This window comes from Streptomyces sp. NPDC001380 (assembly GCF_042895785.1).
In the GTDB taxonomy this organism is placed as follows: Bacteria; Actinomycetota; Actinomycetes; order Streptomycetales; family Streptomycetaceae; genus Peterkaempfera.
Window position 1 is genome coordinate 271,069 of record NZ_JBIAWP010000001.1, and the last position, 19,548, is coordinate 290,616.

The 19,548-nt window shown below is 77.0% G+C and carries 18 protein-coding genes and 1 pseudogene; 11 read left to right on the top strand and 8 right to left on the bottom strand.

The window, feature by feature from the left end:
• Positions 1-17 precede the first annotated feature (17 nt).
• Positions 18-539 (bottom strand): MarR family winged helix-turn-helix transcriptional regulator, encoded by a 522-nt coding sequence (locus tag ACFY07_RS01195; protein ID WP_390866804.1) that lies wholly within the window; start codon positions 537-539, stop codon positions 18-20.
• 131 nt (positions 540-670) lie between these two features.
• Between ACFY07_RS01195 and ACFY07_RS01200 the strand changes: the two genes are divergently transcribed.
• From ACFY07_RS01200 to ACFY07_RS01225, 6 genes and pseudogenes are all read left to right on the top strand, one after another.
• The gene (locus ACFY07_RS01200) at positions 671-1,060 is read left to right on the top strand and encodes a VOC family protein (RefSeq protein ID WP_230647404.1); all 390 of its coding nucleotides are present in this window, start codon (positions 671-673) and stop codon (positions 1,058-1,060) included.
• A gap of 259 nt (positions 1,061-1,319) precedes the next feature.
• Positions 1,320-2,378, top strand: coding sequence for an NAD(P)-dependent alcohol dehydrogenase (locus ACFY07_RS01205; protein WP_390866805.1), 1,059 nt, complete (start codon positions 1,320-1,322; stop codon positions 2,376-2,378).
• A 216-nt stretch (positions 2,379-2,594) separates the two neighbouring features.
• Positions 2,595-2,987, top strand: a pseudogene (locus ACFY07_RS01210) (aromatic acid exporter family protein); the annotation flags it as partial.
• A 607-nt stretch (positions 2,988-3,594) separates the two neighbouring features.
• The gene (locus tag ACFY07_RS01215; protein ID WP_390866806.1) at positions 3,595-3,825 is read left to right on the top strand and encodes a hypothetical protein; all 231 of its coding nucleotides are present in this window, start codon (positions 3,595-3,597) and stop codon (positions 3,823-3,825) included.
• A gap of 120 nt (positions 3,826-3,945) precedes the next feature.
• A complete protein-coding gene (locus tag ACFY07_RS01220; RefSeq protein WP_390866807.1) occupies positions 3,946-5,046 on the top strand; it encodes a calcium:proton antiporter in 1,101 nt (366 codons plus the stop codon).
• Between the two features lie 288 nt (positions 5,047-5,334).
• Entirely contained in the window at positions 5,335-6,966 is a 1,632-nt protein-coding gene (locus ACFY07_RS01225) for a glycoside hydrolase family 10 protein (RefSeq protein WP_390866808.1), read from the top strand.
• Positions 6,967-7,071: 105 nt separating this feature from the next.
• On the opposite strand, the gene ACFY07_RS01230 is transcribed toward ACFY07_RS01225, so the two are convergent.
• The 5 genes from ACFY07_RS01230 to speB form a co-directional block, all read right to left on the bottom strand.
• A complete protein-coding gene (locus ACFY07_RS01230; RefSeq protein ID WP_390866809.1) occupies positions 7,072-7,290 on the bottom strand; it encodes a hypothetical protein in 219 nt (72 codons plus the stop codon).
• A gap of 21 nt (positions 7,291-7,311) precedes the next feature.
• Positions 7,312-7,470, bottom strand: a complete 159-nt coding sequence (locus tag ACFY07_RS01235; protein WP_390866810.1) for a hypothetical protein — start codon at positions 7,468-7,470, stop codon at positions 7,312-7,314.
• Between the two features lie 257 nt (positions 7,471-7,727).
• Complete coding sequence (locus ACFY07_RS01240) at positions 7,728-8,399, bottom strand: cyclase family protein (protein WP_390866811.1); 672 nt, start codon at positions 8,397-8,399, stop codon at positions 7,728-7,730.
• A gap of 7 nt (positions 8,400-8,406) precedes the next feature.
• Entirely contained in the window at positions 8,407-9,945 is a 1,539-nt protein-coding gene (locus tag ACFY07_RS01245; protein WP_390866812.1) for a purine-cytosine permease family protein, read from the bottom strand.
• Positions 9,942-11,030 (bottom strand): agmatinase, encoded by a 1,089-nt coding sequence (gene speB, locus ACFY07_RS01250; protein ID WP_390866813.1) that lies wholly within the window; start codon positions 11,028-11,030, stop codon positions 9,942-9,944. The genes ACFY07_RS01245 and speB overlap by 4 nt, the downstream gene beginning before the upstream one ends.
• A 135-nt stretch (positions 11,031-11,165) precedes the next feature.
• Here speB and ACFY07_RS01255 point away from each other — a divergent pair, with 135 nt between their 5' ends.
• The 3 genes from ACFY07_RS01255 to ACFY07_RS01265 all read left to right on the top strand — a co-directional run bounded on the left by ACFY07_RS01255 (position 11,166) and on the right by ACFY07_RS01265 (position 14,124).
• Positions 11,166-12,749, top strand: a complete 1,584-nt coding sequence (locus tag ACFY07_RS01255) for a PucR family transcriptional regulator (protein ID WP_390866815.1) — start codon at positions 11,166-11,168, stop codon at positions 12,747-12,749.
• 225 nt (positions 12,750-12,974) lie between these two features.
• Complete coding sequence (locus ACFY07_RS01260; RefSeq protein ID WP_390866816.1) at positions 12,975-13,667, top strand: type 1 glutamine amidotransferase domain-containing protein; 693 nt, start codon at positions 12,975-12,977, stop codon at positions 13,665-13,667.
• Between the two features lie 121 nt (positions 13,668-13,788).
• Entirely contained in the window at positions 13,789-14,124 is a 336-nt protein-coding gene (locus tag ACFY07_RS01265) for a putative quinol monooxygenase (protein WP_390866817.1), read from the top strand.
• 227 nt (positions 14,125-14,351) lie between these two features.
• Here the strand turns inward: ACFY07_RS01265 and ACFY07_RS01270 are convergent, their stop codons facing one another.
• Positions 14,352-15,674: a SpoIIE family protein phosphatase gene (locus tag ACFY07_RS01270; RefSeq protein ID WP_390866818.1), complete on the bottom strand. Its 1,323-nt coding sequence runs from the start codon at positions 15,672-15,674 to the stop codon at positions 14,352-14,354.
• Between the two features lie 164 nt (positions 15,675-15,838).
• Entirely contained in the window at positions 15,839-16,360 is a 522-nt protein-coding gene (locus ACFY07_RS01275; RefSeq protein ID WP_390866819.1) for a hypothetical protein, read from the bottom strand.
• 219 nt (positions 16,361-16,579) lie between these two features.
• On the opposite strand from ACFY07_RS01275, the gene ACFY07_RS01280 reads away from it, so the two are divergent.
• Positions 16,580-17,041, top strand: coding sequence for a hypothetical protein (locus tag ACFY07_RS01280; RefSeq protein ID WP_390866820.1), 462 nt, complete (start codon positions 16,580-16,582; stop codon positions 17,039-17,041).
• Positions 17,042-17,214: 173 nt separating this feature from the next.
• Positions 17,215-19,545 carry a SpoIIE family protein phosphatase gene (locus tag ACFY07_RS01285; RefSeq protein ID WP_390866821.1) on the top strand — a complete coding sequence of 777 codons (2,331 nt, stop codon included), beginning with the start codon at positions 17,215-17,217 and terminating at the stop codon, positions 19,543-19,545.
• Positions 19,546-19,548: the final 3 nt, after the last annotated feature.

Consider the following 19,548-nt stretch of genomic DNA (forward strand, 5'->3'; position numbering starts at 1 on the left):
GGGGCGCCGGCCGGCGGTCAGCCCGCCGCGGAGGCGAGCAGGAGGCGCAGCAGGCGGTCGAGCTCGGCCGCCTCGTCGGGCGCCAGGGCCGCGGCGAGCACCTGCCGCTGGACGGCGAGGCCGGCGCCGACCGCCTCCTCGACCAGCTCCAGTCCGGCGGGGGTGAGGGTCACGCGCAGGCCGCGCCGGTCGCGCGGGTCGGGGGAGCGGGTGACGTACCCGGCGCGCTCCAGCTTGTCGAGGCGGCCGGTCATGCCGCCGGTGGTGAGCATGAGGGTGGCGGTGAGCTCCCGGGGGGAGAGGACGTGCGGCTCGCCCGCCCTGCGCAGCGCGGCGAGGACGTCGAACTCGCCACGGCCGATGCCGAGGCGCCCGTACACGGCCTGCATGCGGGCGCCCATGGCGTCGGCGATCCGGTGAAGGCGGCCGAACACGGCCATCGCGCCGGTCTCCAGATCGGGGCGGACCTGCGCCCACTGCTCGACGACGAGGTCCACGGGGTCGGGGGAGCCGGGGCGGACGGGGGTGGTGCGGTCCATGCGACGAAGTCTCGCACAGGATCGCTCGAAGGAAACACACTTGCCTTCAAGTAGCTTACCGCTAAGCTGCTTTCGCCAGCCCGCCCCGCCGGCCCCTCCCGGGCCGGCACCGCCGCTCCCCGGAGGCCCCCGTGCGCGTCATCGGCTTCGACCACCTCGTCCTGAACGTCGCGGACGTCGAGCGCTCCCTCGCGTTCTACTGCGGCCCGCTCGGCCTCGCCCCCGTCCGCGTCGAGGAGTGGCGGGCGGGCACGGCCCCCTTCCCCTCCGTCCGGGTGAGCCCGGACACGATCATCGACCTCGTGCGGCGGCCCGAGGGCGCGGAGCACGGCTCCAACGTCGACCACCTCTGCCTGGTGGTCGAGCCCCTCGACTGGGAGGAGGTGGCCCGGTCGGGCGTGTTCACGGTCGTCGACGGCCCCGGCCGCCGGTTCGGCGCCCGCGGCACGGCGGTGTCCCTGTACGTCGAGGACCCGGACGGCAACACGGTGGAGCTGCGCTGGTACCCCCAGGACGCCTGACGGGCCGGCCGGCGGGGGGACGCGGACCGCGACGGACCGCGGCGGTGACCGCGAGGGGGACCGTGACGAGGACCACGGACAGTCCGGGGCATCGGCGCCGCGAGGACGGGCAGGGGGCCGTCCGCATCCGGAGGGCGAGCACGGGACGGGGGCCGATCCGCCCACCGCGGACCCGCGTGCCGCGCCGACGGCGGCCGGCCCCCGCGGCAGCCGTCCCGCGCCCTCCATCCCGGCACCACCCACAGGAGAGACCCCGGACATGGCAACCAGCCCCACGACCGTGACCGCCTACGCCGCCCCGGCGCCGAAGGCGCCCCTGGAGCGCACCACCGTCCCCCGCCGTCCGGTGGGCGAGCGCGACGTCGCGATCGAGATCAAGTACGCCGGCATCTGCCACTCCGACATCCACCAGGTCCGCGACGAGTGGTTCGAGGGCATCTTCCCGATGGTGCCCGGCCACGAGATCGCGGGCGTCGTCACCGAGGTCGGCCCCGGCGTGACCAGGTACACGGTCGGCGACCGCGTCGGCGTCGGCTGCATGGTCGGCTCCTGCTGCCGGTGCGTGAACTGCCGCGCCGGCGAGGAGCAGTTCTGCCTCGAGGGCAGCATCCAGACCTACAACGGCCGGCTCCCCGACGGCTCGCCGACGTACGGCGGCTACAGCACGCACATCGTCGTGGACGAGGACTTCGTGCTGCGCATCCCGGACAGCCTGGAGCTGGACGTCGCCGCGCCGCTGCTCTGCGCGGGCATCACCACCTACTCGCCGCTGGCCCACTGGAAGGCCGGCCCGGGCCGGAAGGTCGCCGTGGTCGGCCTCGGCGGGCTCGGGCACATGGGCGTGAAGATCGCCCACGCGATGGGCGCCGAGGTGACCGTCCTCAGCCAGTCGCTGCGCAAGAAGGACGACGGGCTGCGTCTGGACGCCGACCACTACTACGCGACCAGCGACCCGGAGACCTTCACCCGCCTCGCCGGCACCTTCGACCTCATCCTCAACACGGTCTCCGCCAACCTGGACCTGGACGCCTACCTGTCGCTGCTGCGGCTGGACGGCGCCCTGGTGCACGTGGGTGCGCCGGAGCACCCCAGCAGCTTCAACCAGTTCTCGCTGATCGGCATGCGCCGCAGCATGGCGGGCTCCTCCATCGGCGGCATCCGCGAGACCCAGGAGATGCTCGACTTCTGCGCGGAGCACGGCCTGGGCGCGGAGATCGAGGTCATCAGCGCCGACCGCATCAACGAGGCGTACGAGCGCGTCACGGCCGGCGACGTCCGCTACCGCTTCGTCATCGACATCGCGTCGCTGCACGACTGAGCCGCACGGCCGGGCCGCACCGTCCGGCGGCCCGCACGCCCGCGCCCCCGCCCCGGCACGTCCGGGAGCGGGGGTGCGGCCGTCCGGGCCGCCGTGCGCGCCCCGGCAGCGGCCGCCCGGCCCGCCGGACGCCTTCCGGCGCGCTCCCCGGCCGGGCGCGGGGATCCGGCCGGATCCGCGGGCCATGTCCGGCCCGCGGACGGGTACGCGGCGCGGATGGAGGCAGTCAGGGAACGGTGGCGGAAGGGTCGCGCCCGGGTCGGCGAGGCGGCGGGCGGGCTGGTCGAGGCGGTGCGGCACCCCCGCCGCCGGTGCCGCGCCCGCGGGGAGGGCATCGCGCAGGCGGTGAAGGCCGCCGTGGCGTGCGGCCTGGCGTGGCAGGCGGCGATCGTGCTGCTGGGGCGCGGGGAGTGGCCGGTGGTGGCGCCGCTGACGGCGCTGCTGACGGTGCAGTTCACCGTCTACCGGACGGTGCGTCAGGGGCTCAAGCAGTTCGCGGGGGTGCTGGCCGGGGTGAGCGCCGCGGCGGGGTTCTTCCAGCTGGCGGGAACGACGGCCGTGACGATCGGCGTGGCGGTGGGGGTGTGCCTGGGGCTGGGCCGGCTGCTGCGGCTGGGGTCGCAGGCCGGCGAGGTGCCCACCACGGTGCTGCTGGTGCTCTCCTCGGGCAGCGGGTACGGCGTGTCGCGCGTGTGGGACACCCTGATCGGGGTCGGCTGCGGTGTCGCGGTCACCCTCGCGGCCGCTCCACCGACCCACCTGACCCGCGCCGGGGGCCGGGTCGCCGCGGCGATGGAGGGGATGGCCGGCGCCACCCGGGAGGTGTCCGAGGGCCTGCGCGAGGGCTGGGACCACCGCACCACGCGGGCCTGGCTGACCCGGCTGGACGCCCTCGGCGGCCTGCTCGCCCAGGCCCGGCGCTCGGTCGACGAGGCGGACGAGGGCATGCGCCTGAACCCGTGGCGGCTGCGGCGCGGCAGGAGGGCCCACCCGGAGGGGCTGGAGCGCCTCGGCGAGGCGCTGAGGTGCCTGGAGCACTCCCACAGCCAGCTGCACTCGGTGGTGCGGGGTCTGGACGACCTGGCCCACGGGGCCCGCGGCATGCCCGAGGACGAGGAGCTGCGGACGCGGATGTGCGAGCGGCTGCAGCCGGTGGCCGAACTGCTGGAGTCCCTCGGCAGGGGGTTCGAGGCCCAGGCGGGCATCCAGCGGGGGGGTGCGCGGCGTCGACGCGCACGTCGAGGCCCTGGACGAGGCGCTGCGGTCCGGACAGGAGGCCCACCGGGCGGCGGCGCGGGAGCTGGAGCCGCGCGAGGGCGAACCGCTCGCCCTGTGGGCGCTCCAGGGGTCGGTCCTGGACGAGGCCGAGCAGATCCTGCACGAGCTCGACCCGCGGCACGGGCCGCATCCCGGCGCCGTCCCCCCGAGCCTGCGCCGCGCCGCCTGACGGCCGCCCCGCTCCGGCGGGCGGCAGGCGGCCGGTCCGGCGGGCGGCGGTGTCCGGCATTCCGGTGGCTCTCCGGTGATCCGCACGGACGGGGGCCCGGCGGTCTGGGAAGCTCCGGCCATGGCCTCCTCCCTCCGTGCGGGCGTCCTGCACTGGACCGTCGCCGTCCCGCTGCTGGCGGTCGTCCTGACGGTCCTGACCTGGGGTCGCGGTCTGCCCGCGGCCGTGGTGGTGCTGGCGGGGCTCTTCCTGGCGGGCGCGGTCCTGGCGGCGGTGCACCACGCCGAGGTGGTGGCGCACCGGGTCGGGGAGCCGTTCGGGTCGCTGGTGCTGGCCGTCGCGGTGACGGTCATCGAGGTGGCGCTGATCGTCACGCTGATGGCGGACGGGGGCGGGAAGAGCGCCACGCTGGCGCGGGACACGGTGTTCGCCGCAGTCATGATCACCTGCAACGGGATCGTCGGCCTGTGCCTGCTGGTGGGTGCGCTGCGGCGCGGAGTGGCGGTGTTCAACCCGGAGGGGACCGGCGCGGCCCTCGCCACCGTGGCGACGCTCGCCACGCTCAGCCTGGCGCTGCCGACCTTCACCACCAGCGCTCCGGGCCCCCGGTTCTCCACCGCCCAGCTGGTCTTCGCCTCGGTCGCCTCCCTGGTGCTGTACGGGCTGTTCGTGGCGACGCAGACCGTCCGCCACCGGGACTACTTCCTCCCCGTCACCGCGCAGGGCGAGACCGCCGGCGCGGAGGAGCACGCCGGGCCGCCCTCGCGGCGGGCCGCGCTGACGAGCCTGGGGCTGCTGGTCCCCTCCCTGGTCGCGGTGGTGGGCCTGGCCAAGGTGGAGTCGCCGACGATCGAGTCGGGGGTGGCCGCCGCCGGACTGCCGTCGTCCGTGGTCGGGGTGGTGATCGCGCTGCTGGTCCTGCTGCCGGAGTCCATCGCCGCCGTCCGGGCGGCCCGCCGGGACCGGGTGCAGACGAGCCTCAACCTCGGCCTGGGGTCGGCCATGGCGAGCATCGGGCTGACCGTCCCGGCGGTCGCGGCGGCGTCCGTGTGGCTGAAGGGGCCGCTGGTGCTCGGCCTCGGCCCGTCGCACCTGGTGCTGCTCGCGCTCACCGTCGCCGTCGGCACGCTGACGGTGATCCCCGGCCGTGCGACCCCGCTGCAGGGCGGGGTGCACCTCGCGGTGCTGGCCGCGTACCTGGTGCTCGCCGTCAGTCCCTGAACCGCCGTCAGCGGCACGGCCGGTCCGGGCCGGTCCGGGCCGGGGGCGCCCGCGGTCCGTACGCGGAGGGGCACGCGGCCTGCCGGACGGGGGCCCGACACCCGGCCGGACCGGTGCGCCGCGCCGGTCCGCAGCGAGGGCGGAAAGTTTCACCACGGGGAACTTCTGCGGTACTCGTTGACCATCCCGCCGGACGTGTGGAAGAAAGGCCCGGTCGAGCCCTCCCCCGCGGCGCACGCCCCGGGCGACCGGCTCCGCCCGCCGCCCGCCACCCCACCGGGAGCCGCCGTGACCCGCACCAGGAACGGACGTGGACGCGCCGCCGCGCTCGCCCTGACCCTCGCCGCCGCCTCGTCCCTGCTGCTCGCCCCCGGGGCGTCCGCCGCCGGGCCGGAGGGCGGTCCGCCCGCCGCGCAGGCCGCGGGCACCGGGCCCTGCACGCCCGACCCCGCACTGCCGCGCCGCCAGATGCGCGGCGTGTGGATCGCCTCGGTCGTCAACATCGACTGGCCCGCCTCCCCCGGCCTGGGCGTGCAGGAGCAGAAGGACGGTTTCACCGCCCTGCTGGACCAGGCCGTCGCGGGCGGCTTCAACACCGTCTTCGTGCAGATACGCCCCACGGCCGACGCCTTCTGGCCCTCCCCGTACGAGCCGTGGTCGCAGTGGCTGACGGGCGTCCAGGGCAAGGACCCCGGGTACGACCCGCTGGCCTTCATGGTGGCGGCCGCGCACGAGCGGGGGCTGCGCTTCCACGCCTGGTTCAACCCGTACCGGGTGTCCATGCAGGACGACGTGACGAAGCTGGTGCCCACGCACCCGGCGCGCGTCCACCCCGACTGGACGGTCTCCTACGGCGGCAAGCTGTACTACGACCCGGGCGTGCCCGCGGCCCGCCGGTTCGTCGAGGACGCCATGATGGACGCCGTCACGCGCTACGACATCGACGGCGTGCACTTCGACGACTACTTCTACCCCTACCCGGTGGCGGGGAAGGACTTCCCCGACGACGCCTCCTTCGCCGCGTACGGCGCCGGGTCCGCCGACCGGGCCGCCTGGCGCCGGCACAACGTCGACCTGCTCGTCGACGAGATGCGGCAGCGGATCCACGCCGCCAGGCCCCAGGCGGCCTTCGGCATCAGCCCGTTCGGCATCTGGCGCAACGCCTCCACCGACCCGGCCGGTTCGGCGACCGGGGGCTTCCAGGCGTACGACGGCCTCAACGCCGACACCCGCGGCTGGGTGAAGAAGGGCTGGCTGGACTACGTCCTGCCGCAGGTCTACTGGAACATCGGCCTGCCCGTCGCCGACTACGCCGCGCTCGTGCCCTGGTGGTCGGAGCAGGTGCGCGGCACGGGCACGGCGCTGTGGATCGGGCAGGCCGCCTACAAGGCGGGCGACCCGGCGCAGCCCGCCGCCTGGCAGCAGCCCGGCGAGCTCTCCGCCCACCTGGACCTGGACGCGGCGCACCCGGAGGTCTCGGGGGACGTGTTCTTCAGCATGAAGGACGTGGCCGCGGACCGGCTGGGGAGCATGACCCGGGTGCGGCAGGAGCACTGGCGGCGGCCCGCGCTGGCGCCGTCCCTGCCGAAGCTGGACGGCCCGGTGCCCGGCCGGCCGCGGGTCACCGCCCGTCCGCTGCCGGGCGGGGGCGCGGAGCTGCGGATCACGGCGGGCCCGGGCGTCGCGCCCGAGGGCTACACCGTGGCGCGCCTCGACGGGCGCGGGGCGCCGGGGTGCGCCCTGGCCGACGCCTCCTCGCTCCTCGCGGTCACCGGCGGCGGCGCCTCGCGGACCTTCACGGACCCGGACGGCGGCAGGGGCGCGGTGTACGTGGTGACGGCGGTCAACCGCAACCAGCAGGAGGGGCACCCCGCGGTCGCGGTCGCCGCCGGACCGGAGGAGCCGGAGGGGGACGGCTGACCGGCGCGCCCGTCGGGCCGGCCCGCACGGACGGGCCGGGCCGACGGACAGTCAGGTGGTGGGCAGCCAGGTGGACGGACGGTCAGGCGGACGGCCCGGCGGGGGTCAGGGGCGCCGCTCGCTGCGGCCGCACACCCACGCCAGCGCGTCGTGCACCCCGCGGACGTAGTCCCGGGGCACGCTGCGGTGGGCCGGGTCCTCCAGCTGGGAGGCGGCCGCGTCCAGCTCGGCCGCCAGCGCCTCCGCGCCGGGGGCGCCGTCGCCGCGGGCCCCCGTCACCGGGGCGGGGGCCCCGAGGCCCAGCGCCCACAGGTAGGCCGCCATCGATCCCCGCGACAGCTGCGTCTACCGGTCCGGTCCGGCGGCCGCGGCGTCGAGCGCCGCGTGGGCGTGCTCGATCTCGGCGCGGGGCCGGACGCCCGCCTGCCGGGGGTCGTCGTGCCGGGGTCCGGCGTGCCGGGGGTCGGCGCTGCGGGCCGGGTCCTGGGTCTGCTGAGGGTTCATGCCGGTAGACCTATCCCCCGGGAGCCCGCGGGTGTCCGCCGTGGCCCCGGTCTCACCCTCACGGCCCTTGGGCGGTGGTCCGGCAGCCGGAGTCCCGGGGTGGCGGCTGCAGCCCGGGGAGGGCGACGGGGCCCGCCGCGGTGCGCGCCGTGGGGCGCGTCCGGGGGCCTCCGTGCCCGCCCCGGGACGCGGCGGGCACGCACGGCCGGGCCGGCGCGAGCAGGGGCGGGCAGGGGCGCGGCGCGGGCGCGGCCGGTTCAGCCGATCCGGGCGACCGCCCGGACGGGTGCGCCGTCGGCGCCCGGCAGGTGCAGCGGCAGCAGGGACACCTCGACCGGCTCGCCCGCCGCCTGGGCGTCCAGCACCGGTCCGAGGCCGGTGAGGTTCTCGGCGATGACGGCGTGGGCGCCGCACAGCACGCGGTGCGCCGGGAAGTCCTCACCGGGGGTGGGGTCGACGCTCAGCGCGTCGATGCCCACCGTGCGGATCCCGGCGGCGACCAGGAGTTCCGCGGCCTCCCGGGTGAGGTGGGGGTGGTCCCGGTACGCGGCGGTCCCCCAGTGCGCGGACCAGCCGGTGGCGACCAGCACGATCGGCGGCGTCCCGGCCCGGGCCCCGGTCCGAAGCCCGGCGAGGAGTGCCTCGAACCGCTCCGGCCCGATCGGGGCGTGCGGCGGCAGGCCGCGTGCGTCCACGGCCACGGCGGGGCCGGTGAAGCGCTCCAGCGGCAGGGCGTCGAGGGCGGGCAGGGCGTCGTCGATGTGGAAGGGCGCGTCGACGTGCGTACCGGACTGGGAGCCCAGGTCCAGGTGGAGCACGTTCACGCCGTCCGCGGCGGCGGTGAGGGCCGGGCGGACCGCCACCTGCGGGTCGCCCGGGTAGACGGGCATGCCCGTGGCGATCGGCTGCGAGAGGTCGAGGAGGCGCACGGCCGGGTCACACCCCCGCGGTGGCGTCGGCGGGCTCGCCGGCGGCCGGGGTGATGGCGGGCACGGGCGTGTCCGCGACGGGGACGAGGCGCGGGCCGTCGGGTCCGTAGGCGTCGCGCGGCTCGGGGAAGAGCCGCAGCAGGGCCAGGTGGAGGACGGCGGCGGCCGCGAGGCCGACCGGCAGCGAGACGTCGACGCCGCCGGCGAGCCCGCCGAGCGGCCCGACGAACTGGCCGGGCAGGTTGACGAACTGGAGCGCCAGGAGGGCAGCGGCGAGCCAGGCGCCCATGCCGCGCCAGTTCCAGCCGTGGTGGAACCAGTAGCGGCCGCCGCGCTGGCGCCGGTTGAAGACCTGGAGCGAGTCCGGGTCGTACCAGCCGCGGCGGGTGACGTAGCCGATCATCATGATCACCATCCAGGGGGCGGTGCAGGTGATGATCAGTGTCGCGAAGGTGGAGATGCTCTGCGACAGGTTGGCCGCGAACCGGCCCGCGAAGATGAAGCCGATCGACAGCACGCCGACGAGGAGCGTCGCCTGCACGCGGCTGAACCGGGGGAAGACGCTGGAGAAGTCCAGCCCCGTGCCGTACAGGGAGGTCGCGCCGGTGGACATGCCGCCGATCAGGGCCAGCAGGCACAGCGGCAGGAAGTACCAGGAGGGCGCGACCGCCAGCAGGCCGCCCACGTAGTCGGGCGCGGCGGGGTCCATGTGCGAGGACGCCTTCGCCGCGATGACCGACGCCGTGGCCAGGCCGAAGAGGAACGGCAGCAGGGTCGCGACCTGGGAGAGGAACGCCGCGGCGACCACCCGGCGGCGCGGGGTGGCGGCGGGGATGTACCGGGACCAGTCGCCGAGGAACGCCCCGAAGGAGACCGGGTTGGAGAGCACGATCAGCGCCGAGCCGACGAACGCCGGCCAGAAGCCCGCCGCCGACGCGGAGGGGAAGGAGCCCTGGTAGCCGGGGTCGAAGTCGCCCGCGAAGGCGACCGCGCCGAGGACGAAGAGCAGCGACGCCGCCACGACCGCGATGCGGTTGACGAAGAGCATGAAGCGGAAGCCGTAGACGCAGACCGTGAGGACCAGCAGCGCGAAGACGCCGTAGGCCGCCGCGTGCACGCCGTCGTTCTGCGGCAGGCCCGCCAGCCGGTGGGCGCCGCCGACCAGGGCGTCGCCCGAGGACCACACCGAGATCGAGAAGAACGCGACCGCGGTGAGCAGCGACAGGAACGAGCCGACGACCCGGCCGTGGACGCCGAGGTGGGCGGAGGACGACACGGCGTTGTTGGTGCCGTTGAGCGGGCCGAAGACCGCCAGCGGCGCCAGGATCAGCGCGCCCGCCACCAGGCCGCACACGGTCGCGGCGAGGCCCTGGAGGAAGGAGAGGCCGAAGAGGATCGGGAAGGCGCCGAGCACGCAGGTGGCGAAGGTGTTGGCGCCGCCGAAGGCGACCCGGAAGAGGTCGGCGGGGGACGCGGTGCGGTCCGCGTCGGGGATCCGCTCGACCCCGTACTGCTCGATCTCGGTGAGTGCGGGGGAGTCGCTCATCTCTGCTCCTCGGAGGGCTGCCGGGCGGCCTGCTGCTGCGGGGCGGGCTGGTCCCGGCCGGGCTGTTCCCGGGCGGACTGCTGCGGGTCGGACTGCTGCGGGTGGCCGGACTGCTGCGGGTGGCCGGGCCGCCCACCGCCGGACGGCCCGGAGAGGGCCAGCAGGGATACCAGGTCGTAGGCGACGTGCGAGGCGGCGACCGAGGTGATCTCCGCGTGGTCGTAGGCGGGGGCGACCTCGACGACGTCGGCGCCGACCAGGTTCGCCCCGGCCAGGCCGCGCAGGATCTCCAGCAGCTCACGGCTGGTCAGGCCGCCCGCCTCGGGGGTGCCGGTCCCGGGGGCGTGCGCGGGGTCGAGGACGTCGATGTCGATCGAGACGTACAGCGGGCGGCCGCCGATCCGCTGCCGCAGGACGTCCACCACCTCGTCGACGCCGCGGCGCATCACGTCGGCGGAGGTGAGGATGCCGAAGCCGAGGCGGCGGTCCTCCTCCAGGTCGCGGCGGCCGTAGAGCGGGCCGCGGGTGCCGACGTGGCAGAGCGCCTCGGTGTCGACGACGCCCTCCTCGACGGCGCGGCGGAACGGGGTGCCGTGGGTGTACTCGGCGCCGAAGTAGGTGTCCCAGGTGTCGAGGTGCGCGTCGAAGTGCAGGACGGCGACGGGGCCGTGGCGCTTCGCCAGGGAGCGCAGCAGCGGCAGCGCGACGGTGTGGTCGCCGCCGATGGTGACCAGGCGGGTGCCGTCGGCCTGGAGACGGGTCGCGGCGTCCTCGACGGTCTCGACGGCCTCGTCGATGTCGAAGGGGTTCACGGCGATGTCGCCGGCGTCCGCGACCTGCTGGACGGCGAAGGGCGACAGGTCGAGCCCCGGGTGGTACGGGCGCAGGAGGCGGCTGGCCTCGCGGACCGCCGTCGGCCCGAAGCGGGCGCCGGGCCGGTAGGAGACGCCGGAGTCGAAGGGGACGCCCACCACGGCCACGTCGGCCCGGCCGACCTCGTCGAGGCGGGGCAGCCGGGCGAAGGTGGCGGGGCCCGCGAAGCGCGGGACCCGGGAGGAGTCGACGGGACCCCGGGGCTCGGTCATGGAGGGCTTCCTCTCGGTGGGTGCGGGTCGTCCCGCGCCGGACGGCGGCGCGGGAGGGGCGCTGGTCCGGGCGAGTCTGCGCCGTGGGGCTCCCGGCTGGCAATCGTGCAGGGCACGAAGAGTTAGGCTCCGTTTGTGGCGGAACACAAGGAGGACGGGCGGCGGCGGGAGCGGACCCGGAAGGAGGGCCGGGAGCGGGCCCCGGAGGAGGTCCGGCGGGACGGGGCGCGGCGGGGCGGGCGGCAGTGGGTCACCGTCGGCGACCTGCTCTCGTACCCGGCGCTGCAGCTGCGCCTGCTCGCCGGGTCGGCAGGGCTGGGCCGGTCGGTCTCCTGGGCGCACGTCAGCGAGCTGGAGGACCCGACGCCGTGGCTGCTCGGCGCCGAGATGATCATGACGGTGGGAATGGCCGTGCCCCCGGACGCGGCCGGGCAGCGCGCGTACCTGGAGCGGCTGGACGACGCGGGCGTGTCCGCGCTCGCGGTCAGCACGCAGCTGCGCACCCCTCCCCTGCACGACGCGTTCCTCGCCGCCGCCGAGGAGCGCGGGCTGCCGGTGCTGGAGGTGCCCCTCGCGGTCCCGTTCGTCACCATCGCCCAGGAGGTCGCCGCCGCCGTCCACGAGGACACCCGGCAGCGGCTCGGCGCGCAGCTCCAGGTCTTCGGGGCGCTGCGCTGGCTGGCCGAGGAGGACCTCGACACGGCGGCGCTCTTCCGCCGCCTGGAGCAGCTGAGCGGGTACCAGGTGTTCCTCTGCACCCCGCAGGGCCGTCCGCTGCTGCCGGGCGCGCCCGCGCCCCCGGACCTGTCCGTGCTGCCGACGCAGGCCGACGCGCCGCCGAGCGTGCCCGGCGGCTTCGTGCTGCCCGTGCCCGCGCCGGGCGGGCCCGCCGGATACCTGGTCGCCTTCGAGCGGCAGGGCGCACGGCCCGCCGGACTGGCCGTCGTCCAGCACCTGGCCGCCGTCGCGGCGCTGAAGCTGGCCATGGTCCGGCACGAGCGCGAGACGCTGCGCCGCGAGGGCGCCGAGACGCTGGCCGAACTGCTCCAGGACGCCCTGGACGCGGCCACCGCCCGGCGGCGGCTGGCCCGGCTGGGCCTGCCGGAGGACGGGCCGGTGGCGCTGTCGGTCGTCCGGGGCGTGCCGGACGAGGCGCTCGGCCGCGCGCTGGACGAGCACCCGCACCTGGTCCTGCGGCGCGGGGAGGACCGGTACGTGCTCTCCGCCCCCGGGGCCGCCCCGGCCCTCGCCGCGCTGCCCGGCGCGGTCGCGGGCATGAGCCGCCCGTTCACGCCCGGGGAGCCCGTGCGCATCGCGGAGCGGGAGGCGCTGTGGGCGGCCTCCCGCTCCGCGGAGTCGGGCCGGCCGCTGGTCCACTACGGCGACGACGCCACCGGCCGCTGGCTGCCGGGCGACCCGCAGGCGCTGGGCGCGCTGGCCGACCACGTCCTCGGGGCGGCGCTGCGGTACGACGCGGCGCACGGCACCCGCCTGCTGGTGTCGGCGCGGACCTGGCTGGAGCGCGACCGCCGCACGGAGGAGGCGGCGGCGGTCCTGCACGTGCACCCCAACACGCTCGCCTACCGGCTGCGGCGGTTCGCCGAGCTGACCGGCCGCGACCTGTCCTCCACGGCGGCGCTCACCGAGGTCTGGCTCGCGCTGCGCGCCGCGGACCGGCTGGGGATGGTGGACCCGGCCGACGGCGGGTCGGCGGGGTGAGGCCGCGCCGCGGAGGCGCACCGCCGGGGCGGACCGGAGCCATCGGTCCTCCTATGGCTCGGTGCGGGACTTCCCATTGGTCGTCGATGGGCGGGCGGGCCTACGGTGAGGGAGCGCCGGGGGCCGCGGCCCCCGGCCGGGCCCCGCGGCCCCCGACCGGTCCGCGGAGGCCCGCACCCCTCCCCCGCACGACCCACCGGTCCCCCGCGGACCCAGGAGAACGACATGCCCCGCACCCGCAAGGTCCTGCTCGCCCTCACCAGCCACGACCGCCTCGGCGACACCGGCCGCACCACCGGCTTCTACCTCTCCGAGGCCGCCCACCCGTGGAAGGTCCTCACCGAGGCCGGCCACGAGGTCGACCTGGTGTCCGTCCGCGGCGGCCGCCCGCCGATGGACGGCGTGGACACCTCCGACCCGGTCCAGCAGGCCTTCCTCGACGACCCGCGGATCTCCGCGCAGCTGGCCGCCACCCGTCGGCCGGAGGACGTCGACCCCGCCGACTACGACGCGGTCCTCTACGTCGGCGGCCACGGCACCATGTGGGACTTCCCCGGCAGCACGGCCCTCGCGGGCATCGCCCGGGACGTCTGGGAGGCCGGCGGCGCCGTCGCGGCCGTCTGCCACGGCCCGGCCGGCCTGGTCGGCATCACCCTGTCCGACGGCTCCCCCCTGGTCGCCGGCCGCAGGCTGGCCGCCTTCACCAACGCCGAGGAGGCCGCGGTGGGCCTGACCGACGTCGTCCCCTTCCACCTGCAGACCCGCCTGGAGGAGCTGGGCGCCGAGCACAGCGCCGCCGAGAACTTCGCGGCCCACGTCGTCGTCGACGGCCGCCTGGTCACCGGCCAGAACCCGGCCTCCGCCACCGGCGTCGGCGAGGCGCTGGCCGAGGTCCTCGACCGGTCCGCCGAGGCCTGACCCGGACGGCGCCGGGCACCCGCAGGGCGGGGGCCGGATCCGCTCCGGCCCCCGCCGCCCCGCACCCGCACCACCGACCGCACACACCAGCACCCGCACCCGCACGAGCAGGAGACACCCGATGAGCGACAGCACCTCCCCCTGGCCGCTGGCCGGCGCCCGCCCCGGCGAGGTCGTCGTGATCGCCCGCTGGACCCCCTCCCCCGAGGGCCGCGCGCAGGTGGACGCGGCGCTGCCCGGCCTGGTCGGGGCCTCGCTGGCCGAGCCCGGCTGCCTCGGCTACCGGGCGTACCGGCCGGACGGCGACGCGGACGGCGACATCGTCCTCGTGGAGCGGTACGCCGACCGGGACGCCCTGGAGGCGCACCGGACCAGCGCGCACTTCCGCGAGATCGCCGTGGAGCGCATCGTCCCGCTCCTGGCGGACCGCGAGGTCGTCGTCACCACCGTCGGCTGAGCCGCCGACGCCTGCCGCGGGGTCCGGGCCGGGGCCGGTCCGGGCCGGGGCCGGACCCCGGGGCCGGACCACCCGGCGGGGGCCACGGCGCGGCCTGCCCGTTCCCGTACCGGACCGTCCCCGACCGGACCGTCCCCGACCGGGCCGTCCCCGACCGGGCCGTCCCTGCCAGGACCGCGTGACCGGACGGTGTGGCCGGGCCGCGTGGCCGGGACCGGAGGCCGGGATCAGAGGCGGACGGCGAGGAGGGCGATGTCGTCCGCGCCGCCGCCGCCGACCCCGAGACGGGCCAGGAGGGTGTCCGCGAGCTGCTGCGCCCCCATGCGGCCGCAGGACGCGAGCGCGTCGGTCAGGCGGCGCAGCCCCACGTCGATGTCCTCGTCCCGCCGCTCGATGAGCCCGTCGGTGTAGAGGACGAGCGTGTCGCCGGGGCGGTAGGGCCGGCTGGCCTGGGGGCGGGGGACGTGCTCGGGCCTGGCCCCGAGCGGGGGGTCGGTGGCGACGTCGAGCAGCTCGTGGGAGCCGTCGGGGTGCAGGAGCACGGGCGGCGGGTGGCCGGCGCTGCTGTAGATGACGATGCGGGTCTTGGTGTCGATGACGGCCTGCACGGCGGTGGCGGCGAGCGCACCCTCGACGGACCGCGCGTACAGGCCGAGGACCTCCAGCGCCTGGGCCGGTCCGGGGACGGCCCGGATCGCGGCGCTGAGCGCGCTGCGGAGCATGCCCATGACGCTGGCGGCCTCCAGGCCGTGGCCGACGACGTCACCGACGGCGACCGCGGTGCGGTCGCCGGGCAGGTCGGCGAGGTCGTACCAGTCGCCGCACACGTTCAGCGACCCGACGGCCGGCAGGTAGCGCACCGCCACGTCGGGGTGGCGGCCCAGGTCGGGCGCGTGCAGCATCGAGTTCTGCAGGACGAGGGCGACCTCGCGCTCCCGGGCGTGGGCCTTCCGCAGCTGCTCGTTGAGCCGCTGCAGCTCGCGGGCGCGGACGTAGAGCTCGGCCTCCATGACCTGCTCCCACTCCGTGGGGTCGGCCTGCCCGCCGGCGCCGGGGCCGAGGCGCCGGCCGGGTTCGGGGCCGGGTTCCGGAGCGCCGCCGGGCCCGGGCCGCGGCGGCGGCCCGCTCCTCCGGCGGCGGGAGCTCATGAACGCGGTCACGTCCTCGGCGCGGTGGATGACCCGGGCCACCGAGCCGTCGGGGGCCAGGACCGGCGTGTTCACCATGCTCCACCACCGCTCCTCGAAGACCCCCGGGCGGCCGCACGCGGGGATGTCGTAGCGCTGGACGGCCATGGTGTCGCGGCACCGGGAGGAGAGGACCCGGTCCAGGGAGGCCTTGAGGGCCGCCGCGCCGCCGGTGTACGGCTGCACCGGGTTCTCGGGGAGGGCGTCGAAGACGTACCGGCCCAGCAGGTCGGCGCGGCCGTACCCGGTGGCCTCCTCATACGCGTCGTTGACGTCGGTGATGACCAGGTCGGGCCCCAGCACCAGGTACGGGCTCGGCGTGGCGGCGAACAGCGCCGCGTAGTCGGTCTCCGCTGACGTCACACCCTCACCTGCCCGTCCGCTGCCCAGCGGCGAGGTCCGCTCCCCACAATCTAGGCGACCCACCGGCGCTCCGCCCACCCGTGCCGCCCCCCGCCGCCGGCCCCGGGCGGGCCTCCCCGGGGGGCCGGCGGCGGGCGGCCCGCCCGGGGCCGCGGCGCGGCGTCTCAGCCCGCCGTGAGGAGCCGGTCGGCGGCCCGCAGGCGCAGGTCCTCCAGCAGGCCCGCCTGCTGCTCGGCCCGCTCCTGGAGGGTGTCCAGCCGGGCGGCCGGGACGCGCGGGTCCCGCTCCGCCCGGTGGCGCAGGACGCGCCAGCACTGGAGCTTGCCGAGCACGCCCAGGCGCATGGCCTCCAGCTCGGTGACGGTGCTGAGCGGCGAGCGGCGGACGATGCGGCCGTTCGGCTTGAGGCGGCCGGCCCTCTCCCCCGCCAGGCCCAGCAGGATCCGGTGGCGCCGCACCGGGACGCCGAGGGCCCGCATGAGGTCGGTGAGCGCCCCCTGGTCCTCCTCGATCTCGGCCGCGAGCCGCGCCAGGTCCGGGCCGACGGCCGTCCCGGCGTGCACCCGGGCCATCCGGCGGGCCAGCTCCACCCCGGCGGCGGAGCCGGTGAGGTGGTCGTTGAGGTAGACGGCCAGCAGTCCGGTGCCGGGGTTCGCTGTGGTCGCGGTGGTGGCGGTCTCCGCCATGGGGTCCTCCTCCGGGGCGGGGCCCCGTCGGCCCCTCTCCCGTGGCCGCCTGCCCGCTGCGGGCCGTCCGGCACCCGCCGCACGACCGGGAAGGCCAGGGCTTTTACTCCACTTTTGCCCTTTTTTCCGCGCAGGGCCGCATCAACCCCTGTGACCGGGCAGGCGCCGGTTCCACCGGTGTGCAGCGTCCGGAGCACCCCCGCCGTCCGAGGAGCAGCCATGGTGACCCCCCACCGAACACCCCGCACGTCCCCCCTGGGGACCAGGCTGCCGGGCGCCGTGCTCTGCCTGGCGGTGGCCGCGGTCCACGTGGTGGACCAAGGCGGGATCCCCGGGTCCAAGGACCCCTCCTACATCGGCGTCGGGTACCACGCGCTGGAGATCGCCGCGGTGCTGGCGGCGGTGCTGCTCCTGGCGGGGGCCGTCCGCACGGGGTGGCTGCTCGCCGCCGGCGTCGCCCTGGGGCCGATCCTCGGGTACGTGCTCTCCCGCGGGCCCGGGCTGCCGGACTACCACGACGACGTGGGCAACTGGGGCGAGCCGCTGGGCGTGGCGAGCCTGGTGGTCGAGGGCCTGCTGCTGGTGCTGGCGCTGGCCGCCCCGGGCGGCCTGCTGCGGCGTCCGGCGCGTGCGGCCCCCGGGGTGCGGCAGGGCGAGCAGGCCCGGGACGAGCGGGTGTGACCGGGCGCCCGTCGGCCCGCCGGCCGCCCGGCCCCTCCCCGGCCGCACCGCCCCGGGGGGCGGACGCCGGGGAGGCGCCCCCGGACGCACACTGGGCCGTTGGGAGGAGTTGCCCGGCAGTCGGGGCTGGCCCGCACCGGGCAGGGCAGGCGGACGGCGGAGGTAGGGGCCCGGTGGCGGACGACGACGTGCTGATGGTGGTGGACGGCAGGGGCCTGGTGGCGGAGTGGGGCCACCGGGCCGAGGAGCTGTTCGGCCTGGCTGCGGCCGAGGTGGTCGGGCGTCCCGTGAGCTGCCTCGTCCCGGGGGCCGGGGACCCCGGCGGGGACGGACCGCGGCTCCCGCAGGGGCATCCGGTGGGCGAACTGCGCGTGCGGCCGCTGATCCGGGGAGGCTCGGTGCTCTGGGCGGTCCGGCAGGCCGGCCCCGCAGGCCCGGACGCCCTGGGGGCGGCGGTCCTGAAGGCCCTGTTCACCCGGTCGCCGGTGGGGCTGCACGTCCTCGACGACCGGCTCCGCGTGGTGCGGGTGAACAAGGCCACCCGGGCCATGCGGGGCAGGACGGTCGAGGAGTTCGTGGGCCGGCACCTCACCGAGGCGTACGGGCTGGTGGACCCGGCCGGGGAGGAGGCCGCGGCACGCCGCATGCTGGAGACGGGCGTCCCCTCGGTGGACCGCCTGGTCCGGGCCCGCCCCGGCCCGGACCGGGGCGAGCGCGTGTACTCCGTCTCGACCTTCCGGGTCCAGGAGCACCCGGGGGGCGCGCGGGGGCTGGTGGCGGCGGTCGTCGACGTCACCGACCGGGAGGCCGGGCGGGCGCGGATGCGGGTCCTGTCCTCGGTCCGGGAGGGCGTGGGGCGCACGCTGGACGTGGTCGCCACCTGCCGGGAGTTCGTGGACGTCGTGGCGTCCTCCTTCGCCGACATCGCGGTGGTGGAGGTGGTGGACGAGGTGGTGCGCGGCGAGGAGCCCCCGCTCGTCCCGCTGGACCGGGACGTGCCGCTGCGCCGGGCCGCCTTCCGCGGCTTCGTCTCGGCCTATCCGGTGGGCGACGTGCGCCGCCTCCCGTACGGCACGCCCTTCGCCCGGGTCCTCGCCGACCTGCGGCCGCGCCTGGTCCCCCTGTCCCCGGACAGCCCCTGGCTGGGCGCGGACCCCGCCCGGGCGGACGCCATCCGGCGGTCCCGCGCCCACTCGATGATCGCGGCGCCGCTGGCCCTGCGCGGGGCGGGGCTGGGCGTGGTGAGCCTCTACCGCTGCGCGGAGTCCCCGCCCTTCGACGAGGACGACGTGGCGCTGGCCGTGGAGCTGTGCGCGCACACCGCCCTCTGCGTCGACAACGCCCGCCGGTACACCCGCGAGCGGACCATCGCCGCCACGGTCCAGCGGCGCCTGCTGCCGCAGCGGCCCTCCGTGCGGACCGCCGTGGACATCGCCCCGCTGCACCTGTCCGGCCCGGAGGGCGGCGGCGCCTGGTTCGACGCCATCGCGCTGCCCGGCGCCCGTACCGCCCTGGTGGTCGGCGACGTCGCGGGCGGGGGCATCCAGGCCGCCACCACCATGGGCCAGCTGCGCACCGTCATCCACTCCCTCGCGGCGCTCGACCTGGAGCCCGACGAGCTCATGGCCCGGCTGAGCGACGCCGCAGCCCGCCTGGCGGAGGAGCGCGTCGCCCTGCCGCCCGGCGACCCCCTGCACCAGGAGGCGCTGACCGCCGGCTGCGTCATCGCGGTGTACGACCCCCTCACCCTGCGCTGCACGATCGCCCGGGCCGGGCACCCGCCGCCCGCCGTCGTCCGCCCCGACGGGACGGTCGGGCTCCTGGACGTCCCGGAGGGGCCGCCGCTGGCGGGCGGCGACAACGAGCCGTTCCCGGCCGCCGTCGTCGAGCTGGCCGAGGACAGCACCCTGGTGCTGTGCACCCCGTCCCTCGCCGGCGCGCTCTCCGGCTCCGGCGCCCTGCGGCAGGTGCTGGAGCGGTCGGGCCGCCGGCCCCTGCCGGTCCTGTGCGACGAGATCGCCTACGCCCACACCGGCGCCACCCAGTCCGGCACCGTGCACGCGGACGGCACCGCGCACACCGGCGACGACCTCGTGCTGCTCGCCCGCACCCGGGCCTTCCCCGCGGACCGCATCGCCGACTTCGCCCTCCCCGAGGGGCCCGAGGCGGCGGGCGCGGCACGGGCCGAGACCCGCCGCCGCCTCGCCGCCTGGGGGGTCGACGAGGACACCTCCTACTCCACGCAGGTGATCGTGAGCGAGCTCGTCGGCAACGCCGTGCGGTACGGCACCCCGCCGCTGCGCCTGCGCCTCATCCTGGACCAGGCCCTGACCTGCGAGGTCAGCGACGCCGGGTTCAGCGCCCCGCACCTGAAGCACGCCCGCACCGTCGACGAGGGCGGGCGGGGGCTGTTCATCGTCTCCCAGCTCGCCGACCAGTGGGGGGCCCGCTACTCCGCCAGCAGCAAGACCATCTGGTCCGCCCAGGCGCTGCCCCAGGGCTGACGG

Bases quoted from the DNA above. Each gene is read 5' to 3' on its own strand.
- ACFY07_RS01260 (WP_390866816.1), top strand. From the start codon at position 12,975: ATGCCCCGCACCCGCAAGGTCCTGCTCGCCCTCACCAGCCACGACCGC.
- ACFY07_RS01205 (WP_390866805.1), top strand. From the start codon at position 1,320: ATGGCAACCAGCCCCACGACCGTGACCGCCTACGCCGCCCCGGCGCCG.
- ACFY07_RS01235 (WP_390866810.1), bottom strand. From the start codon at position 7,470: ATGAACCCTCAGCAGACCCAGGACCCGGCCCGCAGCGCCGACCCCCGG.
- ACFY07_RS01275 (WP_390866819.1), bottom strand. From the start codon at position 16,360: ATGGCGGAGACCGCCACCACCGCGACCACAGCGAACCCCGGCACCGGA.
- ACFY07_RS01280 (WP_390866820.1), top strand. From the start codon at position 16,580: ATGGTGACCCCCCACCGAACACCCCGCACGTCCCCCCTGGGGACCAGG.
- ACFY07_RS01230 (WP_390866809.1), bottom strand. From the start codon at position 7,290: ATGGCGGCCTACCTGTGGGCGCTGGGCCTCGGGGCCCCCGCCCCGGTG.
- speB (WP_390866813.1), bottom strand. From the start codon at position 11,030: ATGACCGAGCCCCGGGGTCCCGTCGACTCCTCCCGGGTCCCGCGCTTC.
- ACFY07_RS01245 (WP_390866812.1), bottom strand. From the start codon at position 9,945: ATGAGCGACTCCCCCGCACTCACCGAGATCGAGCAGTACGGGGTCGAG.
- ACFY07_RS01220 (WP_390866807.1), top strand. From the start codon at position 3,946: ATGGCCTCCTCCCTCCGTGCGGGCGTCCTGCACTGGACCGTCGCCGTC.
- ACFY07_RS01195 (WP_390866804.1), bottom strand. From the start codon at position 539: ATGGACCGCACCACCCCCGTCCGCCCCGGCTCCCCCGACCCCGTGGAC.
- ACFY07_RS01265 (WP_390866817.1), top strand. From the start codon at position 13,789: ATGAGCGACAGCACCTCCCCCTGGCCGCTGGCCGGCGCCCGCCCCGGC.